At 62.9% G+C, this 18,603-nt stretch carries 15 protein-coding genes; 9 read left to right on the forward strand and 6 right to left on the reverse strand.

Translation table 11 applies throughout. The features are described 5' to 3' along the window. Positions 1 to 41: 41 nt before the first annotated feature. A complete protein-coding gene (locus tag RM192_RS10820; protein WP_311508615.1) occupies positions 42 to 2,435 on the reverse strand; it encodes a TonB-dependent receptor in 2,394 nt (797 codons plus the stop codon). Between the two features lie 627 nt (positions 2,436 to 3,062). Here RM192_RS10820 and RM192_RS10825 point away from each other — a divergent pair. The 9 genes from RM192_RS10825 to RM192_RS10865 are packed head-to-tail and all read left to right on the forward strand — an operon-like array spanning position 3,063 to position 14,069. Beyond that, positions 3,063 to 4,145 (forward strand): putative urea ABC transporter substrate-binding protein, encoded by a 1,083-nt coding sequence (locus tag RM192_RS10825; RefSeq protein ID WP_311507554.1) that lies wholly within the window; start codon positions 3,063 to 3,065, stop codon positions 4,143 to 4,145. A 37-nt stretch (positions 4,146 to 4,182) separates the two neighbouring features. Next, positions 4,183 to 4,998: an ABC transporter permease subunit gene (locus tag RM192_RS10830; protein ID WP_311507555.1), complete on the forward strand. Its 816-nt coding sequence runs from the start codon at positions 4,183 to 4,185 to the stop codon at positions 4,996 to 4,998. Continuing rightward, positions 4,995 to 5,789, forward strand: coding sequence for an ABC transporter ATP-binding protein (locus tag RM192_RS10835; protein WP_311507556.1), 795 nt, complete (start codon positions 4,995 to 4,997; stop codon positions 5,787 to 5,789). The genes RM192_RS10830 and RM192_RS10835 overlap by 4 nt, the downstream gene beginning before the upstream one ends. Before the next feature lie 49 nt (positions 5,790 to 5,838). Then, positions 5,839 to 6,279, forward strand: a complete 441-nt coding sequence (locus RM192_RS10840; RefSeq protein ID WP_409233828.1) for a CopG family ribbon-helix-helix protein — start codon at positions 5,839 to 5,841, stop codon at positions 6,277 to 6,279. Further along, positions 6,276 to 7,100 carry an urea amidolyase associated protein UAAP1 gene (locus RM192_RS10845; protein WP_311507558.1) on the forward strand — a complete coding sequence of 275 codons (825 nt, stop codon included), beginning with the start codon at positions 6,276 to 6,278 and terminating at the stop codon, positions 7,098 to 7,100. Before RM192_RS10840 ends, RM192_RS10845 begins: the two co-directional genes overlap by 4 nt. Positions 7,101 to 7,118: 18 nt before the next feature. Further along, positions 7,119 to 7,754, forward strand: coding sequence for an urea amidolyase associated protein UAAP2 (locus RM192_RS10850; protein WP_311507559.1), 636 nt, complete (start codon positions 7,119 to 7,121; stop codon positions 7,752 to 7,754). Next, complete coding sequence (uca, locus tag RM192_RS10855; protein WP_311507561.1) at positions 7,751 to 11,344, forward strand: urea carboxylase; 3,594 nt, start codon at positions 7,751 to 7,753, stop codon at positions 11,342 to 11,344. The genes RM192_RS10850 and uca overlap by 4 nt, the downstream gene beginning before the upstream one ends. Next, a complete protein-coding gene (gene atzF / locus RM192_RS10860; protein WP_311507562.1) occupies positions 11,341 to 13,110 on the forward strand; it encodes an allophanate hydrolase in 1,770 nt (589 codons plus the stop codon). The genes uca and atzF overlap by 4 nt, the downstream gene beginning before the upstream one ends. 29 nt (positions 13,111 to 13,139) lie before the next feature. Then, complete coding sequence (locus RM192_RS10865; protein WP_311507563.1) at positions 13,140 to 14,069, forward strand: DUF6923 family protein; 930 nt, start codon at positions 13,140 to 13,142, stop codon at positions 14,067 to 14,069. 54 nt (positions 14,070 to 14,123) lie between these two features. Here the strand turns inward: RM192_RS10865 and RM192_RS10870 are convergent, their stop codons facing one another. From RM192_RS10870 to RM192_RS10890, 5 genes are all read right to left on the reverse strand, one after another. Next, a complete protein-coding gene (locus RM192_RS10870) occupies positions 14,124 to 14,459 on the reverse strand; it encodes a UrcA family protein (RefSeq protein ID WP_311507564.1) in 336 nt (111 codons plus the stop codon). A 125-nt stretch (positions 14,460 to 14,584) separates the two neighbouring features. Then, a complete protein-coding gene (locus RM192_RS10875; protein ID WP_311507565.1) occupies positions 14,585 to 14,803 on the reverse strand; it encodes a hypothetical protein in 219 nt (72 codons plus the stop codon). A 159-nt stretch (positions 14,804 to 14,962) separates the two neighbouring features. Further along, complete coding sequence (locus tag RM192_RS10880; protein WP_311507566.1) at positions 14,963 to 16,540, reverse strand: sulfotransferase; 1,578 nt, start codon at positions 16,538 to 16,540, stop codon at positions 14,963 to 14,965. Next, positions 16,537 to 17,463 (reverse strand): sterol desaturase family protein, encoded by a 927-nt coding sequence (locus tag RM192_RS10885; RefSeq protein ID WP_311507567.1) that lies wholly within the window; start codon positions 17,461 to 17,463, stop codon positions 16,537 to 16,539. The genes RM192_RS10880 and RM192_RS10885 overlap by 4 nt, the downstream gene beginning before the upstream one ends. A gap of 88 nt (positions 17,464 to 17,551) precedes the next feature. After that, positions 17,552 to 18,490, reverse strand: a complete 939-nt coding sequence (locus tag RM192_RS10890; protein ID WP_311508616.1) for a LysR family transcriptional regulator — start codon at positions 18,488 to 18,490, stop codon at positions 17,552 to 17,554. Between the last annotated feature and the right edge of the window lie 113 nt (positions 18,491 to 18,603).

The raw sequence follows: 18,603 nt of genomic DNA on the forward strand, positions 1-18,603 counted from the left end.
GCGCCATCCCCTTCGGAACAGCGCCCGCCCCCACCGTCAGATCAGTACTTGAACCGCGCTTCGATGCCGAAAGTGCGCGGATTGATCACGGTCTTCTTGTAGTAACGCAGCAGCACGCCATCGTTCAGGCCGACACGCGAGCGATCGTTGGCAACCGAGGCCACTGCGTACTTGTCGAAGATGTTGTTCGCAAACAATCCGATGCTGTAGCGGTCGGCTTCGTAGGCAATCGATGCGCGGTGCAGCACATAGCCCGGCAGCTTGTCACCAAATGCGCGGTCCCAACCGAGACGGGTCACAACATCGCCGCGATATGTGGCCGTCCAGTCGGTAACGAGGCTGCCCTCACCCATCGGAATGCTGTAGGTCGCGCCAAGGCTGCCGCTGTGCTTGGTGGAACCGGGCAGGCGGTCGCCTGAAAGCGCGTCCAGCTGGATCGGCGAGCTGGGATAGCTCCCCGCCGGGCTGTTCACCGCGATGATAGAGGGCACGTCCTCGGTCAGCCGCGCATTGGTGTAGGAATAGGTGCCCTGGATCGAAAGCCCCTGAACCGGGCGGATCTGGAACGACGTCTCCACGCCTTCAGACTTGGCCTTGCCGCCATTGACCGTGATGCCGACGATACCGTTAAGCGTGGCGGAATCGACCTGAATGCCTTCCCAATCGATCTTGAAGACGTTCACGTTCATCGTCAGCTTGCGGTCAAACAGCTGCGCGCGGATGCCGACTTCGAGGTTCTTGGTCGTGTCTGGCCCGAACTGGATCTCGTTCGGCAGGGCGCAGACGTTCTGCTGTGTCGGGTCGAGCGGCAGGACGCAGGGTGCCACCGTGTTCGGACCACCGATGCGATAACCCTTGCTGTAGGTGGCATAGACCATGAAGTCGGGCGTAATGTTGTAGGAGCTGTTGAACTTCCACACCCAGCCATTCTTCTTCGAAGTGCCACCAGCCGAAGGCAAGTCATAAGGGCTGACCGGCTCACCCAAGAGAGGAAGTGTGGAGCGACCCGCGACTTCCGAGGTATAACCGAAATAGCGCGCGCCGGCAGTGACCTGCCACTCCGGCGTCACGCGGAACGTTCCCTCACCGAAGACTGCCTTTTCGGTGACCTTCGAGGTCACGTAGTTGGCGTATTCGACTTCATCGGGATTTGGCTGAGTGCCGAATTCGACCCAGGGATGGTTGGGCAGGATTTCCCGGTAGTCCGACTGGCGCTTCTGCTGGTTGTAGAAGCCGCCCAGAACCCAGTTGAACGGGCCACCATGACGCGAAACGAAGCGGACTTCCTGGTTGAACTGCTTGCGCGTATTCACGCTCTCGTTGTAGCTCGAAAACGCCGGGAAATCCTCGTAGCCGTAGTCGAGATCGAGCAGCAGGTCGGTGTTGTCCGACGATTGCTTGTTCTTGACGTCGGTATAGGCCGTTGTCGCCACAAGATCGGCGATCCCGCCAAGGTTTGCGTTGATTTCCATGCTGGCAAGGTGCGCGCGGCGCTTGACCGGTTCGGCATAGCGGGCCGCGCTCTGGTACTTGCCGGTGCCGAGCACGCCATTGCTGTTGTATTGCCCGCCTTCGGTCTTGGTTTCCTGGAAGGCGTAAGTGAAGTTGACCTTCAGGTCTTCGCTGAATTGGACCAGCAGCTGGTTCCGCGTGGTAAAGGTCTTCTCGTAGTTGAGATCCTTGCGCGTTTTCAGATTGGCGATGTAGTCCGCTTCACTGACACCGTCGGTGCCGCTCGGCTGGGGAAGCGATACGCCCGGGGTCTGGAGAATGCGCGTATAGTCGATGAAACCCGGATCGTAGAAGTAGCCCGTGGCCGAACGAAACGCGACGTGATCGGTGATGATCGGAATGTTGATCACGCCATCGGCCTGATACCCGAACTTGCTGCCGTGCTCCTTGCCGAAGAAGCGACCGTGGACTTCGCCTTCGACGCTGTCGAGATCGGGACGGTTGGGGATGTTGCGGATCGCTCCGGCCAGTGTGCCCAGACCGTAAAGTGTACCCTGCGGACCGAGCAGCGTCTCAACGCGCGCGATGTCGAGCAGCTTGAAATCGTAGTAGAGCGGCACTTCGCCGAGATAGACGCCCAGAGCATCATCATAGGAAGCACCGCTGGAATCTGAATCCGAGGCGTTGAGGCCGCGCAACACGATGGTTCCGGTGGACCCAGGCCCCGTGTCCGAAATGGTCATTCCGGGCGTGAAGTCTGCAAGATCGCGCACGTCGTCGATGCGCTGACGGGAAAGTTGCTCCTCACCAACCGCGCTGATGTTGATCGGCACATCCTGAAGCGAGGTCGCGCGGCGGGTTGCCGTAACGACGATCTCACCGCTCTGTTCAGTATCGGCTGCAGCCTCCTGAGCGAAGGCCGAAGTGGTGCCGACGCCCATCAGAATCGTCGCGCCCAGCAGTGTGTTGCGAAACATTTTCATAGTCACTTGGACCCCCATAGCTATCCTGCCTGCGGATAAGTGACATCACTCCCCATGACGCTCTGACCCGCCCGGCGAACTGGCCGGGTCGGCGTCTTGCAAGCCATTATTGGCCTTTGCTCTGTCTTCTCGAATTCATCGTGCGCTGCCCAGACCGCAGCATCGCCATCAAGCTGGCTGCATGGGCCCGGTCACCACCTTCACATATCGGCCTTGTCCGGCTGACAAGGGTGACGGTATGGATATTACGGAATGGGTCAAGCGTAATAATTTTGCAGCTGCACAGTATGAAAATGCCGCATTGCACCGCACAAAATGGCGGAATCGCGTCGGTTATGGCCCGTTGGACCGAGCACCACGCCGACCGGTCATACGTCAAAAGGCGTACGCCGGTCTGGCTGCCATTCGGCCGACAAGGATCCAACGGGGCAAGAATGAAGGCGTGCAAGAATCGTTTGAAACCCACGGCTTTAGCGCTTCCAACGCCACAAAGCCCGATCCTCGGCGGCAAAGCTGAAGGCATCGGCCAGTCACATTTTCATTATTACCTTTTTTTCGACTCGTAATATTTTAGATGGACAAGCAGGCAGAGCGAAGTGATGCTGCACTGCGAAAGGGGATCGAATCATGATCAAGCTTCTTGGCAAGGTCGGCGCGGCCAGTCTGATGGCCGGAGCGCTTCTGCTGGCGTCATGCTCGCAGTCCCCCGCCCCTCAGGCGGAACCCAAGACCGAATTCAACATCGGCTGGTCCATCTACGCCGGGTGGATGCCCTGGCCCTATGCGCAACAGGCCGGGATCGTGAAGAAATGGGCCGACAAGTACGGCATCAAGATCAACCTTGTGCAGGTCAACGACTACGTGGAGTCGGTCAACCAGTACACGGCGGGAAAATTCGACGGCGTCACTGTCACCAACATGGATGCCCTGACCATTCCCGCAGCGGGCGGCAAGGACACCAGCGCGATCATCGTCGGTGATTATTCGAATGGCAACGATGGCATCCTGCTCAAGGGCGCCAATTCGCTGAGCGCGATCAAGGGCCGCCAAACCTATCTCGTCGAGTTGTCCGTTTCGCACTATCTGCTGGCCCGCGGCCTTGAAAAGGCGGGGCTGAAATCGACCGACGTCCCGACGGTCAACACCTCGGACGCAGACATCGTCGGCGCCTTCGGCTCGCCTGACGTTACCGCGGCCATCGCCTGGAACCCGCAGCTCGCGGTGATGAAGGGCCAGGCAGGCGTCACCCAGGTGTTCAGCTCGGCTGATATTCCCGGCGAGATCCTCGACCTCATGGTCGTCGACACCGCCACGCTCAAGGCCAATCCGAACCTCGGCAAGGCCCTCGCCGGGATCTGGTACGAGACTGTCGCGCTGATGCAACGACAGGATGCGCAGGGCAATGACGCGCGTGCGGCGATGGCCAAACTCTCTGGCTCCACGCCCGAAATGTTCGAAAGCCAGCTCAAGACGACATTCCTCTACGCCGATCCCAAGGCCGCCGTCGCCGCGACGACTGCGCCATCGCTTGTTTCGACGATGACCCTCGTGCGCGATTTCAGCTTCTCAAAGGGCCTGTTCCCCGGAGCATCGTCGGCCGACGCGGTGGGCATGTCCTTCCCCGGCGGCAAGACCCTCGGCGATCCGCAACATGTCACCCTCCGCTTCGACGACAGCTTCATGCAGCTGGCCGCAGGCGGCAAGCTCTGAACACCGCCATCGGCCCTCGCACGACAAAGGAACGACAATGCGTTGGGTGAACCGTCATGTCGGACGGAACAACGGTATCCTGCTGGGGGCGTTGCCGATCCTGGTGCTGGTCATCGGCTATCTGATTGCGGCGGCTCAGCGCCACGCGACCAACCCGATGGACAAGATCCTGCCGCTGCCTACCGGCATGGCAAAGGCGATGTCCGCCCTTCTGTTCCGGCCCGACGTCCTTTCCGGGCAGCTCTTGTTCTGGGCCGATACTGCTGCCAGCCTGCAGCGTCTCGGCCTCGGACTCGGCATCGCAACGCTGATGGCACTGGTTGTCGGACTGGTGCTAGGCGTACTCCCGCCGGTGCGCGCCACCTTTGGTCCGCTGGTGACTGGCATTGCGGTAATCCCGCCCATTGCCCTGCTACCGATCCTGTTCATCGCACTTGGCCTTGGCGAAACGGCCAAGGTCGCCCTGATCGTCATCGGCATCGCGCCGGTCATGGTGCGGGACATCGCGGCCCATGTTGCCGCCTTGCCCGCCGAACAGATCGTCAAAGCGCAGACTTTGGGCGCAAGTTCCTGGCAGATCATGATCCGCGTCGCCCTGCCGCAAGCCATGCCGCGCCTGATCCAGACGGTGCGCCTCGCGCTCGGACCAGCGTGGGTTTTCCTGATCTCGGCAGAGGCAATCGCCTCTGACATCGGCCTGGGCTACCGCATCTTCCTCGTCCGCCGCTACCTCTCGATGGACGTGATCATCCCTTACGTGGCGTGGATCGCGCTGCTGGCAATCCTGATGGACGTGGCGCTAACCCAGATCAGCCGTCGTGCCTTCCCCTGGGCCCATGGAGCAAGCCATTGACCGCCACACCCAGCCCCATCCTCAGCCTGCAGCATGTGTGGGTCGAATATGACGACAAGATCGTCCTCGAAGACGTCGATCTCGACATTGCCGCAGGATCGTTCGTTTCCATCGTCGGCCCCTCAGGCGCGGGCAAGAGTAGCCTGTTGCGCGTCATTCTTGGGCAGGAACGCCCAACGCGCGGCCGCATCCTGCTCGACGGAACACCGCTTTCGCCTGAATGCGGACCGGACCGGGGCGTCGTGTTTCAGCGCTATTCGGTGTTCCCGCACCTGTCCGCTTTGCGCAACACCATCTTCGGCCTGGAATGCGCGAAAGCACCCCTGACCGCCCGCCTGTTCGGCTCGTCTGCAAATGCTGCCATCGCTGAAGCAACCGAGATGCTTGAAGCAGTCGGCCTTGGCGATTCCCTGCACCTGTTCCCTGCGCAGATGTCGGGCGGGATGCAGCAGCGCCTCGCCATCGCGCAGGCCCTCATCAAGCGCCCGCGCATCCTCCTGCTCGACGAACCGTTCGGCGCGCTCGATCCTGGCATCCGCACCGATATGCACGCGCTGATCAACCAGCTCTGGCGCGATTATGCGCTGACGATCATCATGGTCACGCACGACATCCGCGAGGCGTTCACACTCGGCACGCGCGTCCTTGCGCTCGACAAGCGCCGCCACGATCCGCACGCCCCGCACCGCTTTGGCGCGACGGCGGTCTACGACCTTGCCCTGCGCAAGGACCCGGAACCCGCCACGTCCGAAGCCGCGCCCATTCCGCTCCCGCAAGTCGCCAACAGCTAAGAAAGGGTCCACCGTGAGTACTGAACCCGCCAGCCTTGCCCGGCTTTCCATGAGCCTCCCCGGCGAACTGTTCCGCCAGCTCGACGTCATGGTCGAGGAACGTGGACTGCCGTCGCGCTCGCAGCTCATCGCCGAACTCATCCGCCATTCCCTCGCCGAGCATGAGGCCTATACCCGTCCCGACGAGATGCTCGCCGGGACGGTCACCATCGTCTATCGCGGCGATCGCGGGCGCGTGCGCCACCAGCTGGCCCAGACCCAGACCGACTATCTGAAGGAGGTGATCTCCTCGCAACACGTTTTCCTTGAGGACGACCAGTCGCTCGAAGTCCTGCTGGTCCAGGGCCCCGCCGTCCGCCTCAAGGAACTGTGCGACGCGCTGCGCCGGGTGCGCGGGGTGCACCAGCTCCAGCTTGTTACCACGACTGCGCTGCTTCCGCCGCTCTACGAGCCGGACGCCGCCGAAAATGCCGAAGGAGCAGCCGCATGAGCGCCGTCCTGTCCGATCCCCTCGCCGCCCGCGATCATGCGCGCAGCATGGCGGGCACTGTGGTTGACGCAATGCCGGTCCTGCCACCAATCGCGGACGACCTCCCCGATGGCGTGAGCCCCACCGATGTGGTGTGGGAAGAGACCATAGCAGCAGGCGGCTATGCCACGCGGCGGCTCTCGCGCGGCACGCGGCTGCGGTTGATCGACCTCAAGGGCGATGCCTGTGCCTCGCTGCTGGTGTTCAACGCCGAGATGCCCTCCGAGCGGTTGAACGTGGCCGACACGGTGAAGGTGCAGTGGAACGCCTATCTGGGGCAAGGCAAGTTGCTGCTGTCCGATATGGGCAGGGTAATGATGAGCATTCTGGAGGATAGCGCGGGTACGCACGATGCCTTCTGCGGCACCTCGAACGCGGCGACAAACGCCGCGAAATATGGCGAGGGCAGCAATAGCGGTGCCCACCCCAGCGGGCGCGACCGCTTTCTGCTCGGTGCGGCCAAGCACGGGCTGCAGCGGCGCGACGTCCACCCTTGCGTGAACCTGTTCAAGGGCGCGACAATTGCCGACGATGGCGCAATCGTCCCGCAAGTCGGCCCCTACGATCCGGGCCGCAGCGTCGTTCTGCGCGCGGAAATGGACGTGATCGTGGTGATCGCGAATTGCCCGCACGTGCTCGATCCCCGCGCTGAATATACCGTCACCCCGCTGCGCGCGACGGCTTGGCGCGGGCCGGTCACGCCCGATGACGACACTATCCGCACCGCGACGCCCGAAGGCCTGCGCGCCTTCCTGAACGTCGAAGACTATTTCCGCCGCTGAGAAGGAACAGGTCCTGCCATGAGCGTCGATCCACATCTCGCCGGCCTTGCCGGCAAAGTCGTCCACGATATCATCGTGCCCGCCCGCGCGCCTTGGCTCCATCATGTCGCCGCAGGGCAAACGCTGCGCATTGTCGATCTCGAAGGCAACCAGGCGGTTGATTTCCTGCTCTATGCCACGGCAGACGATGCCGAGCGCTACAGTGCGCAGGACACGGTGGCGGCACAAGGCAACCTGTTTCTGCGCGAAGGCACGGTACTGCGCTCGAACGAAGGCCGGGCGATGATGACCATCGCGGCCACCTCTGTCGACTATCACGATACCATCGGCGGCGCATGCTCGTGCGAATCCAACACGTTGCGCTATGGCCACCACACCAAGGCCGAACACGCCTGCGTCGAGAACTTCCTTGAGGCCAACCTCACAGAAGGGCGCGGCAAGCGCGACATCGTCTCGAACATCAACTTCTTCATGAACGTGCCGGTCGAACCGGACGGCTCGCTCGGGATCGTCGACGGCATTTCTGCCCCCGGCCTCACTGTGGACCTGCACGCCAATATGGACGTCACAGTGGTCGTCTCGAACTGCCCGCAGATCAACAACCCTTGCAACGGGTTCAACCCTACCCCCGTCCGGATGATCGTTACCGCATGAGCTTCAACACCGTCCTGATTGCGAACCGCGGCGCCATTGCCACGCGGATCATCCGCACCTTGGCTCGCATGGGGCTGCGTTCGGTCGCGGTCTATTCCGAAGCGGACGAGGCTTCGCTGCACGTCGCGCAGGCCGACGAAGCGGTCTGCATCGGTGGCGCGCGTCCCGCCGAGAGCTATCTCAACATCCCCGCGATCATCGATGCCGCCAAGCGCACGGGCGCAGGCGCGATTCATCCGGGCTACGGATTCCTCTCGGAAAACGTCGAATTCGCCGCTGCCTGCGCTGAAGCAGGGATCGTGTTCATCGGCCCCACGCCTGACAATATCCGCACCTTCGGCCTCAAGCACAGCGCCCGCGCGCTGGCCGCCGCGCACGGCGTGCCGCTCGCACCGGGAACCGACCTGCTCACTGACGAAGACGAAGCCGTGAGCGCTGCTCAGGCGATCGGTTTCCCGATCATGCTGAAAGCGACAGCCGGCGGCGGCGGCATCGGCATGCGCATCTGCGAGGACGAGGCTGCGGTGCGCGAAGGCTTCGCCACCGTCGCGCGCCAAGGGCTTGGCAGCTTTGGTGATGCGGGTGTATTCCTTGAGCGGTACATCCGCAAAGCCCGCCACATCGAGGTCCAGATCTTCGGTGACGGCGAAGGCCGCATTACCGCATTGGGCGAACGCGATTGCTCGCTCCAGCGGCGCAACCAGAAGGTGGTCGAAGAGTCCCCCGCCCCGCTGCTCCCTGCCGCCATACGCGCCGATCTCATCGCTGCCGCAATCCGGCTCGGACAAGCCGCGAACTACCGTTCCGCAGGCACCGTGGAGTTCCTCTATGACGCCGAACGCGAGGAATTCTTCTTCCTCGAAATGAACACCCGCCTTCAGGTCGAGCACGGCGTGACCGAAGAGGTAATGGGCGTCGATCTGGTCGAATGGATGATCCGGGGTGCCGCCGGGGACTACACCTTCCTCGACACACCGCTCGCCCCGCCAAAGGGCCACTCGGTCCAGGCCAGGCTCTATGCCGAAGACCCCGCGCTCGACTACCGCCCCACCTCTGGCACGTTGACCGCTGTCAAATTCCCCGCCGATATCCGCACCGAAACGTGGGTCATGTCGGGGACTGCCGTCAGCGCATGGTACGATCCCATGCTGGCCAAACTGATCGTTCATGCCGAGACCCGCGAACAGGCCGTCGCCGCCATGCAGGCAGCGCTCGACTGCAGCAGGATCGACGGCATCGAAACGAACTTGCGCTGGTTGCGCGATGTGGTCCGCTCCGAGGCGTTCGTCAGCGGCAATGTCTCTACCCGTGCGCTGGACGCCATCGCCTATCACCCCCGCAGCATTCAGGTCATCAGCGGCGGTACCGCGACAACCGTGCAGGACTGGCCGGGACGCCAGAAGCTTTGGTCGGTCGGGGTTCCGCCCTCCGGCCCGATGGATGACCAGTCGTTCCGTCTCGGCAACCGCTTGCTCGGTAACCCCGAAGGCACGGCGGGTCTGGAAGTCACCATCACCGGGCCGACGCTGGCGTTCAACACCCCGGCGCGCATCTGCCTGACCGGCGCGGATTTCGGAGCGACGCTGGACGGAAAGCCAGTCCAGCGCGGCATGATGATCGCGGTTGCCGCTGGACAGACCCTGGCCCTTGGCCGGGTATCAGGCGGAGGGTTGCGCGGCTACATCCTGTTTGCAGGCGGATTCGACATCGCGCCCTATCTCGGCAGCCGCAGCACGTTCGAACTGGGGCAGTTCGGCGGTCATGCCGCGCGGCGCCTGCTGGCGGGCGACACGCTCCACCTGGGGGACGAAGGCGGGGACGTGCCGCTGCTCACCGCCGCCCTTCCGGCGCTGTCCACCGAATGGACCCTCCGCGTGCTTTACGGCCCGCACGGCGCGCCAGATTTCTTCACCGATGAAGACGTCAATACCTTCGTGGCATCCGAATGGCAGGTTCACTACAACAGCAACCGCACCGGCGTGCGCCTTGTCGGCCCAAAGCCGCAGTGGGCCCGCAAGGATGGCGGTGAGGCGGGCCTTCACCCTTCGAACATCCACGACAATCCCTACGCCATCGGCGCAGTAGACTTCACCGGCGACATGCCGATCATCCTCGGTCCTGACGGCCCCTCACTCGGCGGCTTCGTCTGCCCGTTCGTGGTGACCGCCGCCGACCGCTGGAAGATCGGCCAACTCTCGCCCGGCGACAAGGTGCGTTTCGCGCCGGTCAACGCAGTCGACGCGGCCATGGCCGACACGCTCCAGCGCAGGCTGCTCGCCACCGGCGAAATCCACGGCACCGGCCCAGCCCGGCCCATCGAAACGCTGTCGCCCATTCTCGGCGAGATCGCCGAAGGACCGCAGCGTCCACGCACCGTCTATCGCCAGCAGGGTGATCGCAACATCCTTGTCGAATACGGACCGATCGTCCTCGACATCGAACTGCGCATCCGCGTTCAGGCGCTGATGACCGAGCTTGAGCGCATGGCGCTCCCCGGCGTGATAGACATCGTCCCCGGCATCCGCTCGCTCCAGTTCCATTTCGATGGCGTGACCATGACGCAAAGCGCGGCGCTCGCCACGCTGATCTCCGCCGAGGAGCGCTTGGGTGATCTTGAGGATTTCACCATCCCTTCGCGCATCGTCCACCTGCCGCTGAGCTGGCGCGATCCTGCGACAATCGAAACCATCGAGAAGTACATGGGCGCAGTGCGCGACGATGCGCCATGGTGTCCGGACAACATCGAATTCATTCGGCGGATCAATGGCTTGCCTGATCAGGCGGCGGTTGAAAACCTTATCTTCGAGGCGAACTACCTCGTCCTCGGGTTGGGCGACGTCTACTTGGGCGCACCCGTCGCCACCCCGGTTGATCCGCGCCACCGGCTGGTCACGACCAAGTACAACCCCGCGCGCACCTGGACTCCGCCCAACGTCGTAGGCATCGGTGGGGCCTATATGTGCATCTACGGGATGGAAGGTCCAGGCGGCTATCAGCTGTTCGGGCGGACGATCCAGGTGTGGAACACCCACCGCCAGACCGACGCCTTCATCGAAGGCAAGCCTTGGCTTCTGCGCTTCTTCGACCAGATTCGCTTCTACCCCGTCAGCGCCGATGAGCTTGCCGAATGGCGGCGGGATTTCCCGAGCGGCAGACAATCGATCCGCATCGAACCGTCCGAATTCCGCCTCGCCGACTACCGCGCGTTCCTCGCGGACAACGCCGAGGCCATCTCCACTTTCGAGACACAGCGTCAGACCGCGTTCGACGAGGAACGCGCCGAATGGCAGCGGCGCGGCGAATTTGACCGCACCGACTTGGCAGAGCCGGAAGTCATCGAAACCGGAGCGGTCGAAGTGCCCGACGGCGCAGACGTGGTCGAGGCGCCCTTTGGCGGAAGCGTCTGGAAGATGCTCGTTTCCGTGGGCGACGAGGTTCTGGCTGGCGAGACCATCGCCATCATCGAGGCGATGAAGATGGAATGCCGCGTCGAAAGTCCGGGTGCCGGAACCGTGACCGCGCTTTATGCACAGGAGCGACAGCCCGTGAGTCCTGGCGCACCGATCCTCGCACTGACGAGGCACGCATGAGCACGCCCGACAGCCGCAATGCCGCAGCCATCGCGGAGGCGATCAACACAGGCAGGACCAGCGCAGTCGAAGTGATGACGCAGGCCCTGGACCGAATTGCGGCCTATGACGCGGTCCAACCGCAGATCTGGATTAGCCGGGCGGCGCGCGACGACGTGGTCGCGCAGGCCCGCGCCGTCGATGCCCGTATCGCTGCAGGCGAAGTCCTGCCGCTCGCAGGCGTGGCTTATGCCGCCAAGGACAATATCGATGTTGCGGGGCTTCAGACCACCGCCGCCTGCCCCGCCTTCGCCTACCAGCCCGAAGCCAGCGCCACCGTCATCGAACGGCTGACCGCTGCGGGCGCGATCTGTGTCGGCAAGACCAATCTCGACCAGTTCGCCACCGGCCTCAACGGCACGCGCAGCCCGTTCGGAGCCCCACGCAACGCCTACAATCTCGCTTATGTCAGCGGCGGTTCCAGTTCCGGCTCGTCGAGCGCGGTGGCGGCAGGACTGGTGCCGTTCGCGCTCGGCACCGATACCGCAGGCTCAGGCCGTGTGCCCGCCGCATTCCAGCATCTGGTCGGGTTCAAGCCGAGCAAGGGCCGGTGGAGCAACACGGGCCTTGTGCCCGCGTGCAAGACGCTCGACTGCATCACCGTGTTCACCAACGACACCGCGAACGCCCGCTTGATCGACGCGGTCGTGGCAGGGTTCGACAGCGCAGACCCTTACTCGAAGCCGCTGGGCAACCGGCCAATAGCGCGCAAGACCATCGGCGTACCCCGCCGCGACCAGCGCCTGTTCTTCGGCGATGGCGAATCCGAATTTCTCTATGATCGTGCACTTGAAAAACTCGGGCAGCTCGGTCACTTGGTCGAGATCGACTACGCGCCGCTGCAGGAGGCTGCGCAGCTTCTGTACAGCGGACCATGGGTTGCGGAACGCGCCGCCGCGATGGCCGGCATCCTCGCAGATTACCCAGCAGCAATTGATCCTGCCGTCCGCGAAGTCGTCGCACCGGGGCTCGAGATAAGTGCGGTCGATCTGTTTAACGGGATCTACCGACTCGCCGAACTGAAGCGCCATGCAGACCAGGTTTGGGAAACCGTCGACCTGATGGTCTTCCCGACCACGGGCACGACTTACCGCGTGGCCGAACTCAAGGCCGCACCCATTGCGCTCAACAGCGCGCTCGGGTTCTACACCAACTTCGTCAACCTGCTCGACATGGCCGCGCTCGCCGTGCCCGCAGGCGTGCGTTCCAACGCAACAGGCTTTGGCATTACCCTGATCGGGCCTGCCGATACCGATGTCGCGCTGCTCGATGCAGCGGACGCCTATCTCGCGGTGGCCGACCTGCCACCGCTACCCCCGCTCGATCTGGAGGGCAAAATGCAAACCGTGAAACTTGCAGTCGTTGGCGCACACCTCAAGGACATGCCGCTCCACTGGCAGCTCACATCGCGCGATGCCAAATTCGTCGGCGCGTTCGAGACCGCGCCCAACTACCGGCTTTATGCCATGGCCGACAGTGTTCCCCCCAAGCCCGCACTGGTGCACAGCGAGGACGGAGCGGCCATCGCGCTCGAAGTCTACGAGATGGGCGTCGCCGAATTCGGCAGCTTCGTCGTCGAAGTACCCGCACCTCTCGCCATCGGCACGGTGACCCTGTCCGACGGCACCAGCGTCAAGGGCTTTGTCGCCGAACCGCGCGCCCTGACCGGGGCCGAAGACATCACCGCACTTGGCGGCTGGCGCGCCTATATCGCGCAGAAAGCCTGAATTCATTTCGTCGGACGAAAGGGCAAACGATGCAGAAGCTTCGAACAGTGGCCGCAGCAATGGCAGCAGGCATTTCCGCGATTTCGTCCTCGGCCTTGGCCCATCCGGAACAAGTGATTGACGTTCCCGGCTTTGCCGACTTCCTTGCCGTGGATGGCGACAGTGTCTGGGCGACGAACGATGGCCGGGTCGAACGCTGGTCGCGACAGGGCAAGCTGGCGGGGGTGGCCATGTCCAAGCCCTGCGGCGCAATGGCCATATCGGATGGCAGCCTGTGGGTTGCAGACTGCAAGGAAAATGCCCTCGTCCGGATTGATACGCAGACAGCGCAGAAACTGGCCACAATCCCCACCGGAATCGCTAATCCGCAAGGCGAGCTCAATGTCGTCGCAGGTGCAGGGTCGATCTGGGTCGCCAGCGACCAAAAGGGCATCGTGTCCCGCATTGATCCCGCAACCAACAAGGTGATGGCGAACATCACCGTCAGTCCGGGCACGCACTACCTCGCGTTCGGCCACGGATCGCTTTGGGCCGTCAGCAGCGAGAGCAAGACGGTCCAGCGCGTCGATCCCGAAACGAATACAGTTTCCAAGACCACCGCGCTGGGCAAACAGCCCGGATTTCTCGCTGCAGGTGAAGGCGCTGTCTGGGTTCAGGAACAGGGCGACGGCACGGTCGCGCGCATCGATCCGGTTAGCGGCGATGTGACCGGCAGGGCCAAGATCGGGCCGGTGCTGAAATGGGGCGACATCGACACCGGCGCGGGCATGGTGTGGCTGCGCACCACCGAAGACCAGACCTTCGTCGTGATCGACCCGCAAACGCTCGAAGTCCGCGCGCGGGTGGGCAAGGCGGAGGGCAGCGGCGCGCTGCGCTTCACCAGCACCGGCATATGGACTTCGGCCCACGACGTCCACACCTTGACCTGGTGGCCCGAGCCGCTCCAGTTCGTCAGATAGAAACCGCCAGTCGGCGGCCGGAAGAATCCCCGGCTGCGCGACAGGTTTCAAAACTCAACGAAGCGCAGCAAGCCGGACCGAAGACATTGCAGCTCCGCTGGCCATACGGGCTTCGATCTGCGAGCGGACATCAGCCGTGACGGCGGTGCGACATTCCTGCGACTTGGCTTCGAGCGCCAAGTGCACGCCTGCGAGGCGGTCACCACAAACGGCGCGCGCAGCCTGATCCAGACGGATCGCCAGACGCTGCTGGCCATCGGCGGATGCAAGGTCGAGGTCCTTGAGGTTCAGGACGGCCTTGTCCTGAGCGAAGGGGTTTTCAGCGGCGGATACGGCGGAAACCGAGGTCGCGAACGCGAGCGTGGCAAGAGCCACGAGGCCAATCTTCATCGTCATCTCCTGTACGTGGAACGTGCGTCACTCTGCGGCGACTATGGCCCACATAGCGTCAGGCGATGAAACTTTCAATATTGAACCGCGAATTGTTGTTTTATTACTGAGGCATGGAATGGTTATTACTTCACGCGAACAATGACCATTGCAAGGTTCTCGGCGCGTCCAAGCAGCCCGATGGGCAGATCGGCGTCTTCGGCAACCCCGGCAGTCGCCACCTCGATCGTCCGGGCAAAAGGTTCAGACCATGCGCGGACAGTGGCCATCGGCACCCGTACTCGCCACTTTCGCCCGCCTTCGACCTTCACCTCATGACCGTTGACGCTCACGATCTCGGCCACATGGCTCCGCCTGCCTGACACGAGCAGGCAGCTTTCAGACCCGCACTTAACGAGTCGCGTTGCAGGTTGTGTCGCGGCCCAGGCAGGAGAAACGATGCCGGTCATCAATACCGTTGCGAGAGCAAGTGCCTGGAACCGTCGCATATCCCTGTTTTCCTTCTAGCCGGTCGCGATGCCGTGTTGTTCGAAGAAGCGCTGCACCGGTGCCAGAACCTCGGCATGGCGCTTCCACCGCGCGACCGAGTCCGCATAGATCGGACGGCGAACTTGCGCCGCGCTGGGCGTGGAAACCGGGGCAGCATTGGCGTGGAACGCGAGGCAATCGTCGGACCAGTCCAGCCCGCAATGAGCGAGCAGCCGCCGCGTCTGGCCTTCCTGATCGGCGATCAAATCCTCGTAACGAAGCTCCAGCACCCTTCCGGGCATTGCTTCACGCCACAGCGCCATCAGCCGGTCAAAACGGACATAGTATGCTGCGATATCAAGAAGATCGTAGCTATAGTCGTAGTATCGGGAGCTCACCGCAAACAGGTTGCGGAAATTGCTGAGCACCGTGTCCATCGGGTTGCGGCGAAGGCAGACGATCTTCGCATCCGGAAGCGCCCTTGCGATGAAACCGGCGTAATGGAAGTTGCCGGGGAACTTGTCAGTAAACCGCAGAGCAGGGTTGCGCCGGTGATGACTGGCCCGCAGCAGGTATTCCCGCCCGATCTCGCCCATGTCTGCACGCGCCGCAGCCACAATCGTTTCGGGGTCCATGACCGTTGGCGTGCGCGTGCCCGCTGCCTTCTTCACCGCGAGCGGCATTGCCTGAAGCTCGCCCGCGCTCTCCACCTCGGCGTGCGAGGACAGGATGCGGTCGACCAGCGTCGTACCGGTGCGCGGCATGCCGATGATGAAGATCGGCGCGTCAGAAGGCGGGGCACTCGCTGGAGCACTCGCAATAGCGGGCCAACCTGCCTCGATGGCATCGAACGCCGCAGCATCACGCGCGAATGTATAGGGCAAGGTCCGGCGGTGTTCCGCGTTGGCCGCGCAAAGCCGGTCGAGCGCCTCGTCCGGCTCACCGATGTCTTCCAGTTCCTTGGCCAGCGCATAACCGAGCAGCAGCCTGTCGCGGGCGACATTCGTCCGGGCCAAAGTCAGGCCGAGCCGTTCGACATGATTGCTTTTGACGCTGTGCTTGCGCAGCCGGGCAAGGAGATGGTGGGCGCGCGCATGATCCGGTTCGAGCGCAATCAGCGCCTCAAGCGCCGCATCGGCTTCATCTGCGCGGCCAAGGAAGTTCAGCGTGACGGCCTGATTGTAGCGGTATTCGGCGTTGCCCGGTTGCAGCCTCGCTGCCTCGGCGAAATGGACCATAGCTGCCGCATGGTTACCGAGGCGGGCATAGACGCAGCCCATCGTATCGCGGCTTAGTGCATCGGTAGGCAGCACCATCTCGGCATCACGCAAGGTTGCCGCAGCATCGCCATCCCGGCGGACCATCGAGTAGAGCCGGGCGAGATGGGCGCGATATTCGCCCTGCGGGTCGAGCGACACCGCCCGCACCAGATGCTCGATCCCTGCATGAACGCGGCCCAAACCCGATTCCGCGATGCCCAGCAGGAAGTGCCCCTCGGCACCATTTGGCGCTTCTGTGACCAGCGCGGCGGCCAGCTTGCGTGTAACATCCAGATCACCCCGGACCAGCGCGGCGCGCGCAGCGTCAATCTGTCCGGAGCGCGTGGCGATCATGCCGCCGCAGTGCCTCCGGCGTTGTCATTTCGCGCGGCACGGCGTTCCTTGGCCTTGTCGATCAAGGGCTGAAACGGAAACAGGGTCTGTTCCCAGATCGACAGGCGCTTGCGCTCGTCCTGCCCTACCAGCACGCCTTCGCCTTCGCGATAGGTGCCGAACATGCGGTCAAGCAGGATCAGCGAATTACCATAGTTGCACCGGGTCGCTTCGTAGTCGGTCGAGTGATGCAGGCTGTGGTGGCGGATCGTCGTGAAGACATAGGAATACCAGATTGGCGGGTTCGCCTTCACGTTGGCATGAGCGAACGTGGAGATGACGCCGGTGGTGTTGAACGCGGCGAACAGCGCCGTATTGTCAAAGTCGAACAGCGCGAGCACGCTCAGGCTGATCAGGAACAGCTCGATCGGATTGCCTACTGCACCCTTTGCAGCATTGAGTTGGGTGATGTGGTGATGCGGCGCATGGGTCAGCCAGAACGGCGTCCAGTTGTGCATCAGCCGGTGCATCCAGTACTGGCCAAACTCGATGATGAATACGATCATCGCAACTTGCACCAGCCACGGCAGCGCGGCGATCCATTCGGTGTGGATGCCAAGCGCGGCCTTGGCGGCCTTCAGCGGATCTTCGGCGAGTTTGACCGTGAGCCAGGAAATGACCGTCGCGCTCAGCACCGAGTAGTAGAGGTCGGTGGCGAACTCCTGCTTGTTCATCCGCCACCCGGCATGACGCTCATGCACCATTTCGAGCAGCAGCACGAAAATCACGATACCTGCGGACGTCAGCGTGAGTGTCCACGCGCTTTCAACAACCGCTTTTGGTGCCAGCGACCAGAACAGCAGCACCGCGGCAATCATCGCGGGCGGGATCAGATTGAACACCTTGTCCTTGAAGGTTTCAGGCGTCGTGTCGCTTGCTGGCATTGCTCAGGCTCCATTCGAGGCCTGAAATTTGCGCCGCAGTGCATCATAAGGGCAGAGACAAATGCCCGATGAAAGGCATAGATTTGAACTATGACCTGCGCACAGCCCTCACGCGGCGGAATGCTTCGTCCCAGAACAGCTGGGTTGCGGTATCGCGCGCCGGTTGGGACCGCGCCAGAAGGTAGATGTCATAGGACGGTTCAAAGTCGGCATGGAGCATCGGCCACAGCGTCCCACAGGCCACGGCGGCTTCAGCCGCAAGCACTGGAAGGAACCCGATACCGACGCCCAGCGTGATCAATCGCCGCGCTTCGTTGATGTCCTCCGCCAGCCCGCTGACCTTTGTCCCCAGCCCGTAGCGGCGGCGCAAATGGGTGATAAGTTCGATCTCGTCTTCGCCCGTCAGCACGAAACCTTCGTTCTTGAGTTCGTTCAACCGACTGACGCGGTGGCCGAAGTGCGGGCTGCTGCGCGAGCAATAAAGTTGCTGGCGCTCGACCAGCAGCGGCTCGTACATCAGGCTGGCGCGCACCGAACTGTCATAACCGACGCCAATCTCCACCTCGCCCTGCTCCAGCGCGTCGAGCACCTCGCGCCATGGCGAGACGCGGACTTCGATGTGGATTGCAGGATTGCGCCGGTGGAAGCTGGCGATAGCCTCGTCGAATTCGGGCGAAACCAGCCCGGACACGATCTGGATACGAACGAATCCCTCGACGCGCTTGGTCGCCTGCGCGATCTGATGCGGCACCATGCGAGCGGCCTCGAGCATATCCTCGCACAGCGTCATCATCGCCTTGCCCGCCTGCGTCATCTCCACCCCGGTCGCGGTACGGTGCAGGAGCGTGGCGCCGACGTGATCCTCCAGCCGTTTGAGCGCTGCGCTGATGCTCGGTTGCTGGCGGTTGAGTTGCCGGGCGGCGGCACCGATGCCGCCAGCACGGACGATTTCGACAAAAGTCCGCATCAGGTTCCAGTCGACCCGGCTGGCGAATTTTTTGTCGATCAACGGCACCCGGTCGCTCATTGCGGCGTCACTCCTCATGCGCGCAGCCTATCTCGCAGGACGGCATAGATCAAATCAATGCAAATCATAAAAATGTGCTGACTTACGCTATGACCTCGCCAGCCTATGCTCGG

The organism is Novosphingobium sp. MMS21-SN21R (genome assembly GCF_031846015.1).
Taxonomy (GTDB): Bacteria; Pseudomonadota; Alphaproteobacteria; order Sphingomonadales; family Sphingomonadaceae; genus Novosphingobium.